The 17191-nt window shown below is 65.5% G+C and carries 13 protein-coding genes, 1 pseudogene and 1 riboswitch; of the genes and pseudogenes, 5 read left to right on the top strand and 9 right to left on the bottom strand.

The annotated features are described in order from the left end of the window. Positions 1-7 precede the first annotated feature (7 nt). From ACVW1B_RS38720 to ACVW1B_RS38710, 3 genes are all read left to right on the top strand, one after another. Positions 8-847, top strand: a complete 840-nt coding sequence (locus ACVW1B_RS38720) for a helix-turn-helix domain-containing protein (protein WP_456822861.1) — start codon at positions 8-10, stop codon at positions 845-847. Between the two features lie 55 nt (positions 848-902). After that, the gene (locus ACVW1B_RS38715) at positions 903-1262 is read left to right on the top strand and encodes a VOC family protein (protein ID WP_456822860.1); all 360 of its coding nucleotides are present in this window, start codon (positions 903-905) and stop codon (positions 1260-1262) included. A 128-nt stretch (positions 1263-1390) separates the two neighbouring features. Beyond that, entirely contained in the window at positions 1391-1807 is a 417-nt protein-coding gene (locus ACVW1B_RS38710; RefSeq protein ID WP_076832454.1) for an SRPBCC family protein, read from the top strand. 180 nt (positions 1808-1987) lie between these two features. On the opposite strand, the gene ACVW1B_RS38705 is transcribed toward ACVW1B_RS38710, so the two are convergent. The 3 genes and pseudogenes from ACVW1B_RS38705 to ACVW1B_RS38695 form a co-directional block, all read right to left on the bottom strand. Continuing rightward, positions 1988-3430 (bottom strand): MATE family efflux transporter, encoded by a 1443-nt coding sequence (locus ACVW1B_RS38705; protein WP_168857616.1) that lies wholly within the window; start codon positions 3428-3430, stop codon positions 1988-1990. Positions 3431-3559: 129 nt separating this feature from the next. Further along, positions 3560-4610, bottom strand: a pseudogene (locus ACVW1B_RS38700) (hypothetical protein). Positions 4611-4771: 161 nt separating this feature from the next. Then, positions 4772-5878 (bottom strand): 2'-deoxycytidine 5'-triphosphate deaminase, encoded by a 1107-nt coding sequence (locus ACVW1B_RS38695; protein WP_028339061.1) that lies wholly within the window; start codon positions 5876-5878, stop codon positions 4772-4774. Between the two features lie 134 nt (positions 5879-6012). Beyond that, positions 6013-6092: riboswitch (SAM riboswitch) on the top strand. Positions 6093-6168: 76 nt separating this feature from the next. On the opposite strand from ACVW1B_RS38695, the gene ACVW1B_RS38690 reads away from it, so the two are divergent. After that, the gene (locus ACVW1B_RS38690) at positions 6169-7362 is read left to right on the top strand and encodes an O-succinylhomoserine sulfhydrylase (RefSeq protein ID WP_456822859.1); all 1194 of its coding nucleotides are present in this window, start codon (positions 6169-6171) and stop codon (positions 7360-7362) included. 51 nt (positions 7363-7413) lie between these two features. On the opposite strand, the gene ACVW1B_RS38685 is transcribed toward ACVW1B_RS38690, so the two are convergent. The 6 genes from ACVW1B_RS38685 to ACVW1B_RS38660 all read right to left on the bottom strand — a co-directional run bounded on the left by ACVW1B_RS38685 (position 7414) and on the right by ACVW1B_RS38660 (position 16130). After that, positions 7414-8187 carry an SDR family NAD(P)-dependent oxidoreductase gene (locus ACVW1B_RS38685; protein ID WP_253604864.1) on the bottom strand — a complete coding sequence of 258 codons (774 nt, stop codon included), beginning with the start codon at positions 8185-8187 and terminating at the stop codon, positions 7414-7416. Between the two features lie 126 nt (positions 8188-8313). After that, positions 8314-9459 (bottom strand): pimeloyl-CoA dehydrogenase small subunit, encoded by a 1146-nt coding sequence (gene pimD / locus ACVW1B_RS38680; RefSeq protein WP_456822858.1) that lies wholly within the window; start codon positions 9457-9459, stop codon positions 8314-8316. A 185-nt stretch (positions 9460-9644) separates the two neighbouring features. Further along, positions 9645-10835 (bottom strand): pimeloyl-CoA dehydrogenase large subunit, encoded by a 1191-nt coding sequence (gene pimC / locus ACVW1B_RS38675; RefSeq protein ID WP_057016017.1) that lies wholly within the window; start codon positions 10833-10835, stop codon positions 9645-9647. A 167-nt stretch (positions 10836-11002) separates the two neighbouring features. Continuing rightward, positions 11003-12190: an acetyl-CoA C-acyltransferase gene (locus ACVW1B_RS38670; protein WP_456822857.1), complete on the bottom strand. Its 1188-nt coding sequence runs from the start codon at positions 12188-12190 to the stop codon at positions 11003-11005. Beyond that, positions 12187-13890: a dicarboxylate--CoA ligase PimA gene (gene pimA, locus ACVW1B_RS38665; RefSeq protein WP_456822856.1), complete on the bottom strand. Its 1704-nt coding sequence runs from the start codon at positions 13888-13890 to the stop codon at positions 12187-12189. Before pimA ends, ACVW1B_RS38670 begins: the two co-directional genes overlap by 4 nt. Before the next feature lie 143 nt (positions 13891-14033). Continuing rightward, positions 14034-16130, bottom strand: coding sequence for a 3-hydroxyacyl-CoA dehydrogenase NAD-binding domain-containing protein (locus ACVW1B_RS38660; protein WP_253604874.1), 2097 nt, complete (start codon positions 16128-16130; stop codon positions 14034-14036). 180 nt (positions 16131-16310) lie between these two features. On the opposite strand from ACVW1B_RS38660, the gene ACVW1B_RS38655 reads away from it, so the two are divergent. Continuing rightward, entirely contained in the window at positions 16311-17177 is an 867-nt protein-coding gene (locus ACVW1B_RS38655; RefSeq protein ID WP_018269093.1) for an IclR family transcriptional regulator, read from the top strand. Positions 17178-17191 lie beyond the last annotated feature (14 nt).

Below are 17191 nucleotides of genomic sequence, written 5' to 3'. Positions count from 1 at the left end.
CCGGGGTATGGTCCGAACCACGCTGCTGCAGCGCGATCGCATCACGGTGAACGAGTTCCGCTGCACGGCGGAACCCGGCGACAAGCCGTTCGCCGAGCAGTTCGCCTGCCACTCGGTGTCCTATGTGCGCAGCGGCAGCTTCGGCTGCCATTGCCGCGGCCGCTTCCATGAGCTGGTGGCAGGCTCGATCCTGGTCGGCCATCCCGGCGATGAATACACCTGCACGCACGACCACGTGGTCGGCGACGAATGCCTGTCGTTCTTCCTGGATCCGGAGCTGGTCGAGACCATCGGCGACCGCGCAGCGGTCTGGCAGGTCGGGTCGGTGCCGCCGCTGCCGGAACTGATGGTGATCGGCGAGCTGGCCCAGACGGCGGCAGCTGGCAACAGCGACGTCGGCCTCGACGAGATCGGCCACCTCCTCACCAGCCGCCTTGTCGAGCTGGTGTCCGACCGCAAGGCAAAGCCTCTCACCGCAGGCTTGCGCGATCGCCGCCGCGCCGTCGAGGCCGCGCTGTGGATCGACGCCAATTCGCCGCATCAGATCGACCTCGACGATGCCGCGGAGCAGGCCGGCTTGAGCACCTTCCATTTCCTGCGGCTGTTTTCAGCCGTGCTCGGCGTGACCCCGCATCAATATCTCGTGCGCTCGCGGCTGCGCCATGCGGCGCGGCGACTCGCCGATGACGACAGCCCGGTCACCGACATCGCCTATGACGTCGGTTTCGGCGATCTGTCCAATTTCGTGCGCAGCTTCCACCGCGCCGCCGGTGCCTCGCCGCTGAAGTTCCGCCAGGCCTCGCGCGGCGACCGCAAGATTTTCCAAGAACGTCTCGCGCTGCAATAGCTAGGCTGCTCCGGTCCGCGCGTCTTTTGATGCGCCCAACGACTGGAGATTTCCCATGTACGACCATATCGGATTGCGCGTTGCCGACCTCGACGCCAGCGTGCGCTTCTACACCGCAGTGCTGGCACCGCTCGGCTTCGTGCTCTGCTCGCGCGACGACAGCGGCGCCGGCTTCGGCCCGAAGTGCGAGCCCGCGCTCTGGCTGCATTTGCACAAGGGCAAGGCGCAAGGTGGCGCGCACATTGCGTTCCGCGCGCCGAGCCACGACGCGATCAAGACATTCCATACCGAAGGCCTGAAAGCCGGCGGCAGGGACAACGGCGCGGCGGGCCATCGCAAGGATTACAGCCCGACCTATTACGCGGCGTTCCTGCTCGACCCCGACGGCAACAATGTCGAGGCGGTGTCGACCTAGCACACCACAGCTCCGCCGTCATTGCGAGCGGAGCGAAGCAATCCATCTTTCCGCCTGCTGCGGTGTGGATTGCTTCGTCGCTTCGCTCCTCGCATGACGACACATCTGAAACCAACGAGGATTGAACGATGGCTTCCATTCACAAGGATATCCCGATCGACGCGCCGGCAGATCATGTCTGGGACGCGTTGCGCGATTTCGGCGCACTGCATACGCGGCTGGTGCCGGGCTTCGTGACTGACACGCAACTGGACGGCGACGTCCGCACCGTCAGCTTCTCCAACGGCACCGTGGCGCGCGAGACGCTGGTCGATTGCGACGACCAGCGAAAGCGGCTGGTCTATGCGATCAGCAGCGAGCGGTTGAAGCAGCATTCCGCCTCGGTGCAGGTGTTCGCCGAGGGCGACACGCGCTGCCGCGTGGTGTGGATCGCCGACGTGCTGCCGCACGAGGTCGCGCCCTACATGGACGCGCAGATGGATCTCGGCGCGGCGGCGATGCAAGCCGCGATGGCCAAATCGGCCAGGGAGAAGAGCGCGGCGTGATCCGCTAGGTCATGCGACTGGCCGCGCATTTCGAACTATGACCGTCACCCTGAGGAGGTCGCGAAGCGACCGTCTCGAAGGGCGACAGCCCCGCCGTTTCTGCGAGCGCACGCCGAAACACCTGGGCCGTCGCCCTTCGAGACGCCGCTTCGCGGCTCCTCAGGATGACGGGTTTAATATCTACGACAGCGCCGGCTGCGCCTCGGCGACCGGTGCCGACTTGCCCCAGCGCGTCAGGATCACGCTGAGGCAGGACAGCACGCCGAGCACGCCCATCGAGGCGGCGGCGAGTGCGAAGAAGTTCTGCGCGCTCGCCTCATGCGTCGACAGCCACCAGCCGCCGGTGCCGATGAAGATCAGCCGCGCTGTCTGCGCCAGCACCGGGCCCAGCACCTTCGCGGCACCCTGCGAGGAGAAATACATCGACATCGCAAGGCCGATGAACGCGTACATCGGCGCGGCGGTCGAGAGATATTGATGGCTGGTCGCCCGCACGTGCGGATCATTGGTGAACAGATTGACCCAGAGGTCGGGGAAGACGGCGATGAAGCTGCCGACCACGCCGACCGCAAGGAACGACACCGTGCCCGCGGTCCAGGCGATGCGCCGGGCCCGCGCGACGCGCTCGGCGCCGACCGCCATGCCGATCATCGGCACCGAGGCGATGCCGACCGCGAAGGCGACCGAGGTCAGCATGAATTCGAGCCGCGCGCCGATGCCGTAGCCGGCGAGCACCGCGGTGCCGAACTGCGCCAGCATGTGGGTGAAGATCGAGATCGTCAGAACCGACTGCAACGGCGAGAAGCAGGACACCGCGCCGACCTTGAGGATGTCGATGAACATCGCCCATTGCACGCGCAGCCCCTTGAGCTTCGGCTTCACGCGGGCACGGCCCGAGAACAGATACCAGCCCATCACGCTGATGCTGATCGAATAGGCGATCAGCGAACCCGCCGCGACGCCGCGCATCCCGAATTGCGGCACCGGCCCGAGGCCGAGGCCGAGCGTGCCGCCGAGAATGATCTGCCACACCGCCGAGGACAGGATCATGGTCGACGGCAGCTTCATGTTGCCGGTGCCGCGCAGGATGCCGGCCATGGTGTTCATCAGCCAGGGCAGGATCGCGCCGCCGAAGAACACCTGCGAATAGGCGATCGCCTGCGCCAGCACATTGCCCCGGCCGCCGAGCAGTTCGAGCAGGCGCGGGCCGAAGATCAGCATGCCCAGCATGAACGTCAAACCAAAGGTCAGGCCGATCAGCAGCGCATGCATCGCCAGCGTCGAGGCGCGCTCGATCTCGCCGGCGCCGAGCGCACGCGCGATCGCGGATGCGACGCCGCCGCCCATCGCGCCGCCGGACATCGTCATGGTCAGGATCACGCAGGGAAACACCAACGCCATCGCCGCGAGCGACTCGACGCCGAGCCGGCCGATATAGGAGGTCTCCGCGATCACCACGCAGGTGCCGGCCGAGAGCGCGATCACGTTCGGCCACGCCAGCCATAGCAGCGTGCGCAGGATCGGCCCGTCGAGCAGCGCATTGCGCGCCGGCTTGGTCACCGGCGGCGGCAGCGGCCGCTCTTGTTCGTCGACAGGAATTTCGGCGAGGCCGAGATCGGACATTTGTACTCCCACGCGCGATCTGGGGAGCCGCGCCATGGTGTTTCCCTACCATGGCGGCGGCGGAATCCACGTGCGCGGGGCGCAAGGGGGGCCTGCGCGATTGCAGGTGAACCCGGATGAACCTTGGGGCTAGCCGATCGACCAGACGAACGGCGCGCCGGCGGCGCTGTTCGGCTTCAGATGCACCGGAATATGCCGCCCGCAGCCGGCGGCCAGCCCTTCGAACAGGCCGGTCAATACGCTGGCGCAGGCCGGATGATAGTCGGCCACGTCGGCCATCAGCTTCCAGCCCTGCTGGCGGATTTCGAACTGGCCCTCGGATTCGGTGATGTCAGCAATATCGTCCTGCGACTCGAAGAGAGTGCGCAGGAATGCGGCAAATTCCGTGGCACGGCCACGGCGGCCGCCGAGCGCCTGCGCGACCTCGTCGTAATACTGCATGCCGATCAGTCTGCCGGTGAGATGCAGCAGATAGCTCGCATCCTCCGGGCCGAACACCTGCACGATGACCGGCGCGGCCGTCTTCACATATTCCATCGCGTAGTTGCGATAGGCCTTTTCCAGCCGCGGCTTCGGCCAGCTGTCGACCGGCAGCGCCGGCGCGGTGTTCGGATCGAATAGCGGTGCCTCGAGATGGCGCGCGAACACCAGGCGCTGGTCGAGCTCGAGCGGATGATCGTACTCGCAGTAATAGCCCTCGAGCCCGTCCTGGCCGTCGACGCTCTGCTTGGTGCAGACGAAGCCGAGCCGCAAATCCCCGAGTGCGACGCCGTTGTTGGCGTGCCAGCCGCGCAGCATCGCGCGCGAGACCTCGCCGGGCACGCCGCAGATCGCCGTGCCCTTCCAGATCCAGCGCGGCGGGCGGATAGCGGATCCAGGCCTTGCGATCCGTCTCATACATGTATTCGACATGCACGCCGCCGATCCAGTTGGAGAGGTAATGATATTGCGCGGCCGCGACCGCCGGCGGCAGGCCGTCGAGGCCGAGCTTCTTCAAGCCAGGGAGAAAGCGTTCCTGCTGCTGGCGGCGAAACACACGGAAGACGAACTCGGCGGCATCGGCCGTGCCGCGCCGCGTGACGACGGTGAGGATCAGGCCGGTGAAGAAGGCGTGATAGAGATCGGCGACGCTGCGCCACTTCCGCCACTGCGTTTCGCGCGCGTCCTGCTCTCCGGTCATGTCTGCTCCCGCTGTTCTTGTTGGCGAGATAAAGCCTCGCGCGCGTAATCGTAGCCCGGATGGAGCGAAGCGCAATCCGGGGCAGCTCATTGCGCGTATGCAGCGTCCCGGATTTCGCTAGCGCTTCATCCGGGCTACGGAATTAAGCGCGCGAAACGGAATTACACGCGAAAATGCTTGGAAAGCTTCAGGCCCTGCGCCTGATAGTTCGAGCCGATGCGCTGGCCATAGAGAGCATCGGGGCGCTCGAGCATCCGTTCATAGACGAGGCGGCCGACGATCTGGCCATGCTCGAGGATGAACGGCACCTCGCGCGAGCGCACCTCCAGCACGGCGCGCGCGCCCTTGCCGCCGGCGCCGGCATAGCCGAAACCAGGATCGAAGAAGCCGGCATAATGGACGCGGAATTCGCCGACCAGCGGATCGAACGGCACCATCTCCGCGGCGTAGTCCGGCGGCACCTGCACCGCCTCTTTCGACGCCAGGATGTAGAACTCGCCGGGATCGAGAATGAGACTGCCGTCGGGCCGGGCCTTGATCGGCTCCCAGAAGTCGTCGACGGCATAGCCGCCGCGGCGATCGACATCGACCACGCCGGTATGGCGCTTGGCGCGATAGCCGACGAAGCCGCCCGAGCTCTCGCCGGAAAGATCGACGGAAAGCGCAACGCCATCGGAGAGATCGGCATCGTCGATATCGACCAGCCGCTCGGCGGCATGCAGCGCATCGAGCTCGTCGGCGGTCAGCGTCGCCTCGCCGATCCGGAAGCGGACCTGGCTGAGCCGCGAACCCTCGCGCAGCAGCACGGGAAACGTCTTCGGGCTGATCTCGGCGTAGAGCGGGCCGTGATAGCCGGCGCCGATCATGTCGAAGCGGCGGGTACCGTCGGCGATCACGCGGGTGAAGACGTCGAGCCGTCCGGTCGAGCTCTTCGGGTTGGCCGCGGCCACGATCTCCGGCGGCAGCGCCAGGCTCTCCAGCAGCGGCACGATGTAGACGCAGTTGGTCTCCAGCACCGCGCCGTCGGACAGATCGATCTCGTGCAGCTTCAGCTCGTCGATCCGCTCGGCGACAGTGGCATCGGGTCCCGGCAGGAAGCTGGCGCGGACCCGGTAGGCGATGTCGCCAAGGCGCAGATCGAGGCTGGCCGGCTGGATCTGGCTCTCGACGAAGTCATAGGCGGGCAGAATGAGGCCGGCCTCCGCCATCTCCGCGATCATGCGGTCGGGCAGGATTCCGTTGGATTCATCTTCCAGCGTGAACGACACGATGCGGTCCCTCGGCGATCCCTCGAGATGGCCCAAAAATCATACTCCAGGCGGCCATCAAGCCCCAAAATATGGGCTTTTACGGGTTATCCGATGACCGTCTTGACGGAAAGGGCGCGAGGGAATATCAGCTGCACTTATCCCGTGGTGATTTGAGCCGGCCGGCTTGCAGCCACGTTAAATAAGTCGCTAAACAGGCCGGGGACAGTGTGATCCCGGCTTGTGGAGGTTGCTCCAGGCCGGTTTTTTTGTGGCCATTCTCCAGGGGAAATGGCCACCTCGGAGGTCACATGTCTGAATCTGAAACCACGGCCCGCTTTCGTCCCGAAACCCGCCTTGTCCATGGCGGCACGCTGCGCTCGCAATTCGGGGAGACGTCGGAAGGGCTGTTTCTCACCCAGGGCTACGTCTACGACACCGCCGAGCAATGCGAGGCGCGCTTCAAGGGCCAGGACCCCGGCTTCATCTATTCGCGCTATTCCAACCCGACCATTGCGATGTTCGAGCGCCGCATGATCGAGCTCGAGGGTGCGGAAGCCGCGCGCTCGACCGCAACCGGCATGGCCGCGGTGACCACCGCGATCCTGGCACCGCTGAAGGCCGGCGATCATGTGGTGGCCTCGAAGGCCCTGTTCGGCTCCTGCCTCTACGTGGTGCAGGACCTGTTGCCGCGCTACGGCATCGAGACGACCCTGGTCGACGGCCTCGATCTCGACCAGTGGCAGCGCGCATTGCGGCCGAACACCAAGACCTTCTTCCTGGAGAGCCCGACCAATCCGACGCTCGACGTGCTCGACATCGGCGCGATCGCAGAGATCGCGCATAGCGGCGGCGCCCGGCTGATCGTCGACAACGTGTTCGCGACGCCGATCTGGCAGAGCCCGCTGTCGCTCGGCGCCGACGTCGTGGTCTATTCCGCGACCAAGCATATCGACGGCCAGGGCCGCTGCCTCGGCGGCATCATCCTGTCGTCGGAAGCCTTCATCGCCGAGCACATCCATAATTTCATGCGCCAGACCGGGCCGTCGCTGTCGCCGTTCAACGCCTGGGTGCTGCTGAAGGGGCTGGAGACGCTCGGCGTCCGCGTCCGCGCCCAGACCGAGAACGCGGCGAAGATCGCCGAGGCGCTGGCGAAACATCCGAAGATCACGCGGCTGGTTTATCCGGGCCGCCCCGATCATCCGCAGGCCGAGACGGTGAAGAAGCAGATGGGCGCCGGCTCGACGCTGGTCGGCTTCGAGGTGAAGGACGGCAAGGCCGGTGCCTTCCGCTGCCTCAACGCGCTGAAGATCTCGCGCATCTCCAACAATCTCGGCGATGCCAAGAGCCTGGTCACGCATCCCGCGACCACGACGCATCAGCGCCTGGCGCCGGAGGCCCGCGCCGAGCTCGGCATCAGCGAAGGTTTCGTTCGCTTCTCGGCCGGGCTCGAGCATCCCGACGATCTGATCGAGGATTTCGAGCGGGCGCTGGAGCAAGTCTGAAGCAACGCGTCGTGGCCGGGCTTGCCCGGCCACGACGGCTTCTCTTGAAGATTAAGTCGCAGCCGTCGTGACGCCGCCGTCGACCACGATGGTCTGGCCGGTCATGAAGGTCGACGCGTCGGAAGCGAGATAGGCCACAGCGCCTGCGATCTCGTCGGGCTCGCCGATGCGGCGGAGCGGCGTCGATGCGGTGCGGCGCTTCAGATTGTCCGGGTCCTCCCACAGCGCGCGGGCGAAATCGGTCTTCACCAGGCCCGGCGCCACGCAATTGACGCGCACGCCCTTCGGGCCCCACTCGCCGGCGAGGCTGCGGCACAGTGCGAAGTCGGCCGCCTTGGAGATGCCGTAGGCGCCGATCACGGTCGAGCCGCGCAGGCCGCCGATCGAGGAGATGATCACGACCGAGCCCTTGCCGCGCTCGGCCATCTGCGGGATCGCCAGTGCGGACAGCCAGATGTTGCTCTTGACGTTGGAGCCCATGATCTTGTCGAAGGCCTCGTCGGTGATGTCGAGCAGCGGGCCGTAATAGGGATTGACCGCGGCGTTGCAGACCAGGATGTCGATCTTGCCGTAATGCTTGATCGTCCCCGAGACCAGCGCCTCGACCTCGTTGCGGCGCGCGATGTTGCAGGGGATGACGAGCGCGTCGCCGCCCGCCTTCTTGATGCCGTCGGCGACTTCCTGGCAAGCATCCGCCTTGCGCGAGGAGATCACGACCTTGGCGCCGAGTTTGGCCAGGAGCTCGGCCGAGGAGCGGCCGATGCCGCGGCTCGAGCCGGTGATGACCGCGACCTGGCCGGTGAGATCGAACGGGGTGTTTTTCATTGTTGTTGTTTCCCTGTTATTTGCACGTCATTCCGGGGCGCGACGCAGTCGCGAACCCGGAATCCAGAGGTTACGGCGCCAGATTCCGGGTTCTCGCTTCGCGAGCCCCGGAATGACGGAGATGGCTCAGGCCAACAACCCGCCGCCCTCGCTGACGCGACGGAGGTGGTAGTCGGTGTCGCCGAGCGTGTTCTCGATCATGGTCAGCCGCTTGAAGTAGTGGCCGATCTTGGCTTCCATGGTCATGCCGATGCCGCCATGAAGCTGGATCGACTGCTGGCCGACGAACTTCAGGGACTTGCCGACCTGCACCTTGGCGGCGGCAACCGCCGACGCACGCTCCTTGGCATCGTCGAAGTCAGACGCCATGGTGGCGAACATCGACATGCTGCGGGCCTGCTCAAGCGCCACGAACATGTCGGCGGCGCGGTGCTGCAGGCTCTGGAACGAGCCGATCGCAACGCCGAACTGCTTGCGGGTCTTGATGTACTCGACCGTCTCCTTCAGCGACTCGTCCATCGCGCCGACCGCTTCCGCGCACAGCGCAATGCGGGCTTCGTCGGCGACGCGTTCGATCAGAGGCAGGCCGTTCCCGGGATCGCCGATCGCGGCGTCAGCACCGACCTCGACATTGGTGAAGGTGACGTCGGCGGCGTGCAGGCCGTCCTGGGTCGGATAGCCCTTCCTGGTGACGCCCTTGGCATCCGCCGGAACCAGGAACACGCCGATGCCGGTCTTGTCGCGCTGGCCGCCCTTGGTGCGCGCGGTCACGATCAAGGTCTGGGCGTTCTCGCCGTTGAGCACGACGAACTTCTCGCCGTCGATCACCCAGCCGTCGCCTTTCTTCTTCGCCGTGGTCACGACATCAAACAGGTCGTAGCGCGAGTTCTTCTCGAGCTGGGCAAAGCCGAAGGTTTTGCTGCCGTCGATGATGCCGGGAATGTGCTTGGCCTTCTGCTCGGCCGAGCCGCCATGGCGCAGAAAACCGCCGGCGACCACGACGGTGGCGAGATAAGGCTCGACCACCAGCGCCTTGCCGAGCGCTTCCATCACGATCATGGTCTCGACCGCGCCGGCGCCGAAGCCGCCGTCGGTCTCCGCGAAGGGCAGACCAAGCAGGCCCTGCTCGGCGAGCTTGCTCCAGAGCGCTTTGCTCCAGCCGCCCTTCTCCTTCATGTACTTCTTGCGCGCATCGAAGTCGTAGGCATCCGCCAGCAACCCGTCGACGCTTTCCTTGAGAAGCCGCTGCTCCTCGGACAGATCAAAATCCATGTTCGTTCCCTTAACTAACTGATCGTTGTTCAAGCCGGGGCCTCTTCACCTCGCCCCGCTTGCGGGGAGAGGTCGGATCGCGAAGCGATCCGGGTGAGGGGGTACAGGTCTCTCGGCAGTCGTTGCTCGGAGAGATGCCCCTCACCCCAACCCTCTCCCCGCGAAGAGCGGGGAGAGGGAGAGGATCAAAGCCCCAGCACCGCCTTGCTGATGATGTTGCGCTGGATCTCGTTGGAGCCGCCGTAGATCGAAACCTTGCGGTTGTTGAAGTAGCTCGGCGCGATCTGCGCGGTCCAATCCATGCTCTCGTTGGAACCGGCATCGCCGTGCTCGTCATAGGGCGCGGCGAACGGACCGATGATCTCCATCAACAGCTCGGTCGTGGTCTGCTGGATCTCCGAGCCCTTGATCTTGAGCACCGAGGAGGCCGGATTGGGCTTGCCCTTGCCGTGCTTGCCCTCGTCGGCGACGACGCGGAGCTGGGTCAGCTCGAGCGCCTTCAGCTCGATCTCGCAGGCCGTGAGCTTCTCGCGGAACGCCGGATCCTCGATCACCGGGCGGCCGCCGGCCTCGACCTTGGAGGCCAGCGCGCGGATGCGGCGCAGCCGCTCCTTCGACACGCCGACCCGGGCGATGCCGGTGCGCTCATTGCCGAGCAGGAATTTTGCGTAATCCCAGCCCTTGTTCTCTTCGCCGATCAGGTTCTCGTAGGGCACCTCGACGTCGTCGAAGAACACCTCGTTGACCTCGTGGCCGCCGTCGATGGTCTGGATCGGACGCACGGTGACGCCCTTCGACTTCATGCTGAACACGATGAAGGAGATGCCCATCTGCTTCTTCGCGGCCGGATCGGTGCGGCAGAGGCAGAAGATCATGTCGGCGTGCTGGGCGAGCGTGGTCCAGGTCTTCTGGCCGTTGATGATCCACTTGTCGCCACGGCGCTCGGCCTTGGTCTTCAGCGACGCGAGGTCCGAACCCGAGCCCGGCTCCGAGAAGCCCTGGCACCACCAGTCGTCGACATTGGCGATGCGCGGCAGGTATTCCTTCTTCTGCTTCTCGTTGCCGAAGGTGTAGATCACCGGGCCGACCATGCTGACGCCGAAGGCGAGCGGCTGCGGCGCCGGATAGGACTGCAGCTCTTCGTTGAAGATGTAGTGCTGCACGGTGCTCCAGCCGGTGCCGCCATATTCCTTCGGCCAGTGGGTGACACCCCAGCCCTTCTTGTTGAGGATGCGCCACCAGGTGACCATCTCGTCCTTCGACAGATGGCGGCCTTCCTGCAGCTTGCGCCGGGTCTCCGGCGGCACGTTGTTCTTGAAGAACTCCCGCACCTCCTCGCGAAACGCTATCTCTTCCTTGGTGAAAGCGAGATCCATCGGATCCTCCTTTTGAGCGAAACCTAACGTCTTGTTCCATCGTCGTCCTGGCGAAAGCCAGGACCCATTACCACCGGCCTTCGTTGCCTTGCGAAGGCGACTACCGTCCGTGCCCCTTACCCCGGCCGCGGGGTATGGGTCCTGGCTTTCGCCAGGACGACGGCGAATTACTGCAACACCTCGAACAAACCCGCCGCGCCCATGCCGCCACCGACGCACATGGTGACGACGGCGTATTTGGCCTTGCGGCGGCGGCCCTCGATCAGCGCGTGGCCGGTGAGCCGCGCACCCGACATGCCGTAGGGATGGCCGACCGAAATCGCGCCGCCATTGACGTTGATCTTCTCCGGATCGATGCCGAGCTTGTCGCGGCAGTACAGCACCTGCACCGCAAAGGCCTCGTTGAGCTCCCAGAGATCGATGTCGTCGACCTTGAGGCCGTGGCGCTTCAGCAGCCGCGGCACCGCGAACACCGGGCCGATGCCCATCTCGTCCGGCTCGCAGCCGGCGGAGACGAAGCCGCGGAAGATGCCGAGCGGCTTCAGCCCGCGCTTGGCGGCTTCCTTGTCGCTCATGATCACGGCGGCGCTGGCGCCGTCCGAGAGCTGGCTGGCATTGCCGGCGGTGACGGTGAAGCCCTCGCCGCGCACCGGCTTGAGGCCGGCAAGCCCTTCGGCCGTGGTCTCCGGCCGCGGACCTTCGTCCTGCGACAGCGTCACCTCCTTCATCGTGACGGCACCGGTCGCCTTGTCGGTGACCGCCATCATGGTGGTGATCGGCGCGAGCTCTTCCTTGAACTTGCCGCCCTGCTGCGCGGCCGCGGTGCGGCGCTGGCTCTCGAGGCCATACTCGTCCTGCTTCTCGCGCGAGATGTTGTAGCGCTTGGCGACGATCTCGGCGGTGTCGATCATGGGCATGTAGACCTCGCCCTTGATCTTGAGCAGCGCCGGATCCTGGGCGTGGAAGGAATTCATCTTGTCGTTCTGCACCAGCGAGATCGATTCACCGCCGCCGCCGACCGCGATCTCGACGCCGTCGAAGATCACCGAGCGCGCGGCGAGCGCAATCGCCTGCAGGCCGGAGGCGCATTGACGGTCGATCGTGGTGCCGGCGACTGTCACCGGCAGCCCGGCGCGGAGCAGCGCCTTGCGCGCGATGTTGCCGCCGGTCGCGCCCTGCTGCATCGCCGCGCCCATCACCACGTCCTCGATCTCCCTCGGATCGACCTTGGCCCGCGCCACCGCTTCGCCGATCGCGTGCCCGAGCAGGGTCGCGCCCTCGGTGACGTTGAGCGCGCCGCGATAGGCCTTGCCGATCGGTGTGCGGGCGGTGGAGACGATAACGGCGTCGGTCATGGGCGGAATCCTGATGCGGTCTGTTGTTGCGTGGATTGAGATGTCTCGGTTTGAGCACTTTTGGGCTGCTGCTGGCGCAATTCGTGACGCGACAGCTTTCCAACCGGGGTGCGCGGCAGCTCGTCGACGAACTCGAGCGCTGCCGGCAGTTCATGCTTGCCGACCTTGCCGGTGAGGAACGCGCGCAGCTCGTCGATCGAGAACGCCGGCTGCCCGTCGCGCAGCTTGATGAAGGCCTTTGCCGCCTCGCCGCGGTAATCGTCGGGAATGCCGATCACGATCACCTCCTGCACGGCGGGATGGGTGTAGATCGCCTGCTCGATCATCTGCGGATAGACGTTGAAGCCGCCGGAGATGATCATGTCCTTCTTGCGGTCCACCAGATAGAAATAGCCGTCGGCGTCCATGTAGCCGATGTCGCCGGTGAGGAAGCAGTCGCCGACGAAGGCCTCGGCGGTCTCCGCCGGCCTGTTCCAGTAGCCCTTGGTGACGTTCGGGCCGCGGATACGGATTTCACCGACCTCGCCGACCGGCATCACCCTGGTGGAATCCTCCAGCGACACCACGTCCATCTCGATGCCGGGCAGCATCAGCCCGATCGAGCCCGGCTTCTCCGGTCCCTCCTTGGGATGGCCGGTGCCGGGCGAGCAGGTCTCGGTCATGCCCCAGCCGCTCTTCAGCTTCATGCCGACGCGGCGCTCGAAGATCTTCGCGACCTCGACCGGCAGCGGCGCGCCGCCGGAGCCGGCGACCACCAGCGAAGAGAGATCGCGCTTGTCGAGATCGGGCAGCGAGGCGATCGCGATCCACATCGTCGGCACGCCAGGAAACACCGTCGCGCGCTTGACCTCGATGTCGCGCATCACGGCCTCGACGTCGAAGCGCTGGTGCAGCGAGATCAGATGGCCGCGCCGGATCGCCGACAGCAGCACGACGGTCAGTGCGTAGATGTGAAACAGCGGCAGTACGCAGATCACGCGCTCGATCGCATTGCGTTCGAGCCGCCCGGGCTTGCCCCAGACGTCGTAGATCGACACCGCCGCGGTGAGATTGCCGTGGCTGAGCATTGCGCCCTTGGGCAGGCCCGTGGTGCCGCCGGTATATTGCAGCAGCGCGACGTCCTCGACGTCGACCGCCGGCCATTGCGACGGCCTGGTCGCGCCGTCGATGAACTGGCGGTGGGTGATGATCGCGGGATTGTCGGGCAGCGCGGTTTGCGGCGTGCCGACCTTGCCCCAATTGTCGTCCTCGCAGACGATCAGACGGTCGAGCAGACCCTTGGCGAGGAATTTCAGCGCGGTCGGCAACAGCGCCGACAAATTGCTGGTGACCAGCACCCGCGCGCCTGAATCGGACAGCTTGTGCGACAGCGCGATCTCGCCGTCGAGCGGCGACAGATGCACGACGCGGGCGCCGGCCTTGAGCGCGCCGAAGAAATTGATCGGATGGTCAGGCGAATTGCCGAGGAACAGCGCGACCGAGGCGCCCTTGCCGTAGCCGGCCCGCATGAAGGCCGCAGCGGCGGTCTCGACCAGGGCTTCCAGCTCGGCGTAGCTGATCGGCCGGTCGCGGAATTCGAGCACCGGGCGCGCGCCGAACTCCGCCGCGGCGCTCGAGAGCAGGTCCGGCAGCGTGCCGCGCGTGATCTCGTCGCTCCACTGCACGCCGTTGGGATAATATTGTTCGCCGGGATAGGTCATGAAAACCAGACTCTGGAAACTGTCATTCCGGGGCACGCGCAGCGTGAACCTAAGATGCGCAATTTGCGCATCGGGGAATCTCGAGATTCCGGGTCTGCGCCTTACGGCGCATCCCGGAATGACACGTGGTTACAGTCGGCCAATCACGCCGCCTTCGACGGCGCGGCGAGCGAGGCGAAGGTCTTGCCCTCGTCGGCGAGCTTCTTGAGCAGCGGTGCCGGCTCGAGCGAGGGATCGTTGGTCTCCTTGGCGTAGAAAGCCAGACGATCGGCGATGTGCTTGAGGCCGACGGTGTCGGCCCAGAACATCGGACCGCCGCGATAGATCGGCCAGCCATAGCCATAGAGCCAGACCACGTCGATATCCGACGGACGCGCCGCGATGCCCTCGGCGAGGATCTTCGCGCCTTCGTTGATCATCGGGTACATCATGCGCTCGAGGATCTCGTCGTCGCTGACGACGCGCTTCTTGCGGCCGAGGCGCGCCAGCGTCTCGTCGATCAGCTTCTCGACCTCCGGATCGGGCAGCGCCGCGCGCGAGCCCTGCTCGTACTTGTAGTAGCCCTTGCCGGTCTTCTGGCCGAAGCGGCCGGCTTCGCAGAGCGCGTCGGCGATCTCCGACTTGATGCCGCGGTCCTTGCGCGAGCGCCAGCCGATATCGAGACCGGCGAGATCGCCCATCGCGAACGGGCCCATCGGCATGCCGAACTTGGTCACCACGGCGTCGACCTGCTGCGGCAGGGCGCCTTCGAACAGCAGCTTCTCGGACTGCTTGCCGCGCTGCGCCAGCATGCGGTTGCCGACGAAGCCGTCGCAGACGCCGACCACTGCCGGCACCTTGGCGATCTTGCGGGCGATCGAGACGGCCGTGACCAGCGCGTCCGGCGCGGTCTTGTCGGCGCGCACGATCTCGCACAGCTTCATGACGTTGGCCGGCGAGAAGAAGTGCATGCCGAGCACGTCCTGCGGACGCTTGGTCGACTTCGCGATCTCGTCGATGTTGAGATAGGAGGTGTTGGAGGCCAGCACCGCGCCCGGCTTGGCGTACTGGTCGAGCTTGCCGAACACTTCCTTCTTGACCGCCATGGTCTCGAACACCGCCTCGATCACGAGATCGGCGTCGCCGATGTTCTCGATGCCGACGACACCGTTGATCAGCGCCATCCGCTTGGCGGGCGCGTCCGCCGGGATGCCGCCGCGCGCGGCGGTCGCCTCGTAGTTCTTCTGCATGATGCCCATGCCGCGCTTGAGCTGCTCCTCGCCGGTCTCGATCAGGGTGACCGGGATGCCGGCATTGGCGAACGACATCGCGATGCCGCCGCCCATGGTGCCGGCGCCGAGGATGGCGACGCGCGCCACGTTGCGGCCCTTGGTGCCCTCGGGGACACCGGAGATCTTGGCGGCCTCGCGCTCGGCGAAGAAGGCGTAGCGCTGTGCCTTGGACTGGTCGCCGTTCATCAGCTTGAGGAAGCCCTCGCGCTCCTTCTTCAGGCCCTCGTCGAACGGCAGGTCGATCGCGGCGCCGACGGCGTCGGCAGCGGCGAACGGCGCCTCGAGGCCGCGCGACTTCTTGGTCAGCGCAGCGACCGCATTGGTGAAGATCGAACGATCGGCCTTGGCCGCGGCGAGCTTGCTGTCGTCGTCGCGCAGCTTGCGCAGCGGACGCTTCTCGGCGACCACCTTGCGCGCGAATGCCTCACCGCCCGAAGCCGGTCCCTCGACGATCTCCTCGATCAGGCCGGCCTTCAGCGCCGCGTCCGCGCCGATCGGATCGCCGCCGACGATCATCTTGACCGCGAGCTCGGGACCGACCGCGCGCGGCAGGCGCTGGGTGCCGCCGGCGCCGGGCAGCAGGCCGAGCTTCACCTCGGGCAGACCGAGCTTGGCGTCCTTGGTGGCGACACGGTAGTGGCAGGCCAGCGCGACCTCGAGGCCGCCGCCGAGCGCGGTGCCGTGGATGGCGGCAACGATCGGCTTCGGCGAGCTCTCCATCAGGCTCAGCACTTCGGCGAGCCCGGGCGGCTTCGGCGGCTTGCCGAATTCGGTGATGTCGGCGCCGGCGATGAAGGTACGGCCGGCGCAGGTCAGCACGATGCCCTGGACCTGCGCATCATCGATCGCGCTCTTGATGCACTCGAAGATGCCGCCGCGCACCGCGGCGCTCAGCGCATTCACAGGCGGACTGTTAACCGTGACGACGGCAATATTGTCATGACGTTCGAGCTTGACGACTTCACTCACCGGGACTCTCCCTGGATGCTTGTTCTTGGACTTGTGTTGAGTAGCTGCACGACTTGCGTTGAGCCGCTACGATTAGACCAATTTCGCACTGCGAAATTTAATTCCACATCTTGACATGGAGGGTTATTTTGAAGCACGTGCCTTGTCAACGAGCATGACAAGGGCAGGGCAAGGATAGGGATGAAGCGCGCTAGCAAGAAAGCCGCGACCGATCGCAATTTCGTCGTCGCCCTTTCCCGCGGACTGGACGTCCTGCGCGCATTCCAACCCAATGACGGGCTGCTCGGCAATCAGGAGATTGCAGCCCGCACCAAGTTACCGAAGCCAACCATTTCCCGGCTGACCTACACGCTGACCAAGCTGGGATACCTTACACCTGTACCGAAGTTCGAGAAGTACCAACTCGCGCCGTCGGCGATGGCACTCGGCTACGCCGCGCTCGCCAATCTCGGCGTTCGGCATTTGTCCGAGCCCTATCGAGAAGAAGTGATGCGCGCGACCGGCGGAGCGGTCGCCGTCGGCGGACGCGACCGCCACAGCATGATTTATTTCGGCCAGAGCCGGAACGGCCTGGCGCTCGGCGTACAACTCGACGTCGGCTCGCGGGTGCCGATCGCAACCACCGCGATGGGGCGTGCTTATATTTGGGCATTGCCGCCCGACGAGCGCGCGGCTTTACTGCGTGAGTTGCGGGACCACTACGGCAGCCGCTGGGCCAAGATGCGCGACGGCATCGAGCGCTCCGGCGAGACGGTCGCGAAGCACGGCTTCACGATGTCCGCAGGCGACTGGCAGAACGACGTCGCCGCAGTCGGCGTTGCATTGAGATTGAACGACGGAACCGGTCCTTACGCCTTCAATTGCGGCGCGCCGGCATTCCGCTTCACGGAAGACAGATTGCTCAACGACATTGGACCTCGTCTTGTCGCGATGGTAAGGAACATCGAGCAGGCGCTCGGTGGAATGGCGCCGCAATCCAAAAAAGAAGAACGCAAAAAGACCAGAGTAGGAGGGAAAGTTGCACGTTTGGCCGAGGGGATCAGATAGCCTCCATCACGTCC

It is taken from the genome of Bradyrhizobium sp. USDA 4502, from assembly GCF_054063355.1.
This window is presented reverse-complemented; position numbering and strand designations above follow the sequence as displayed.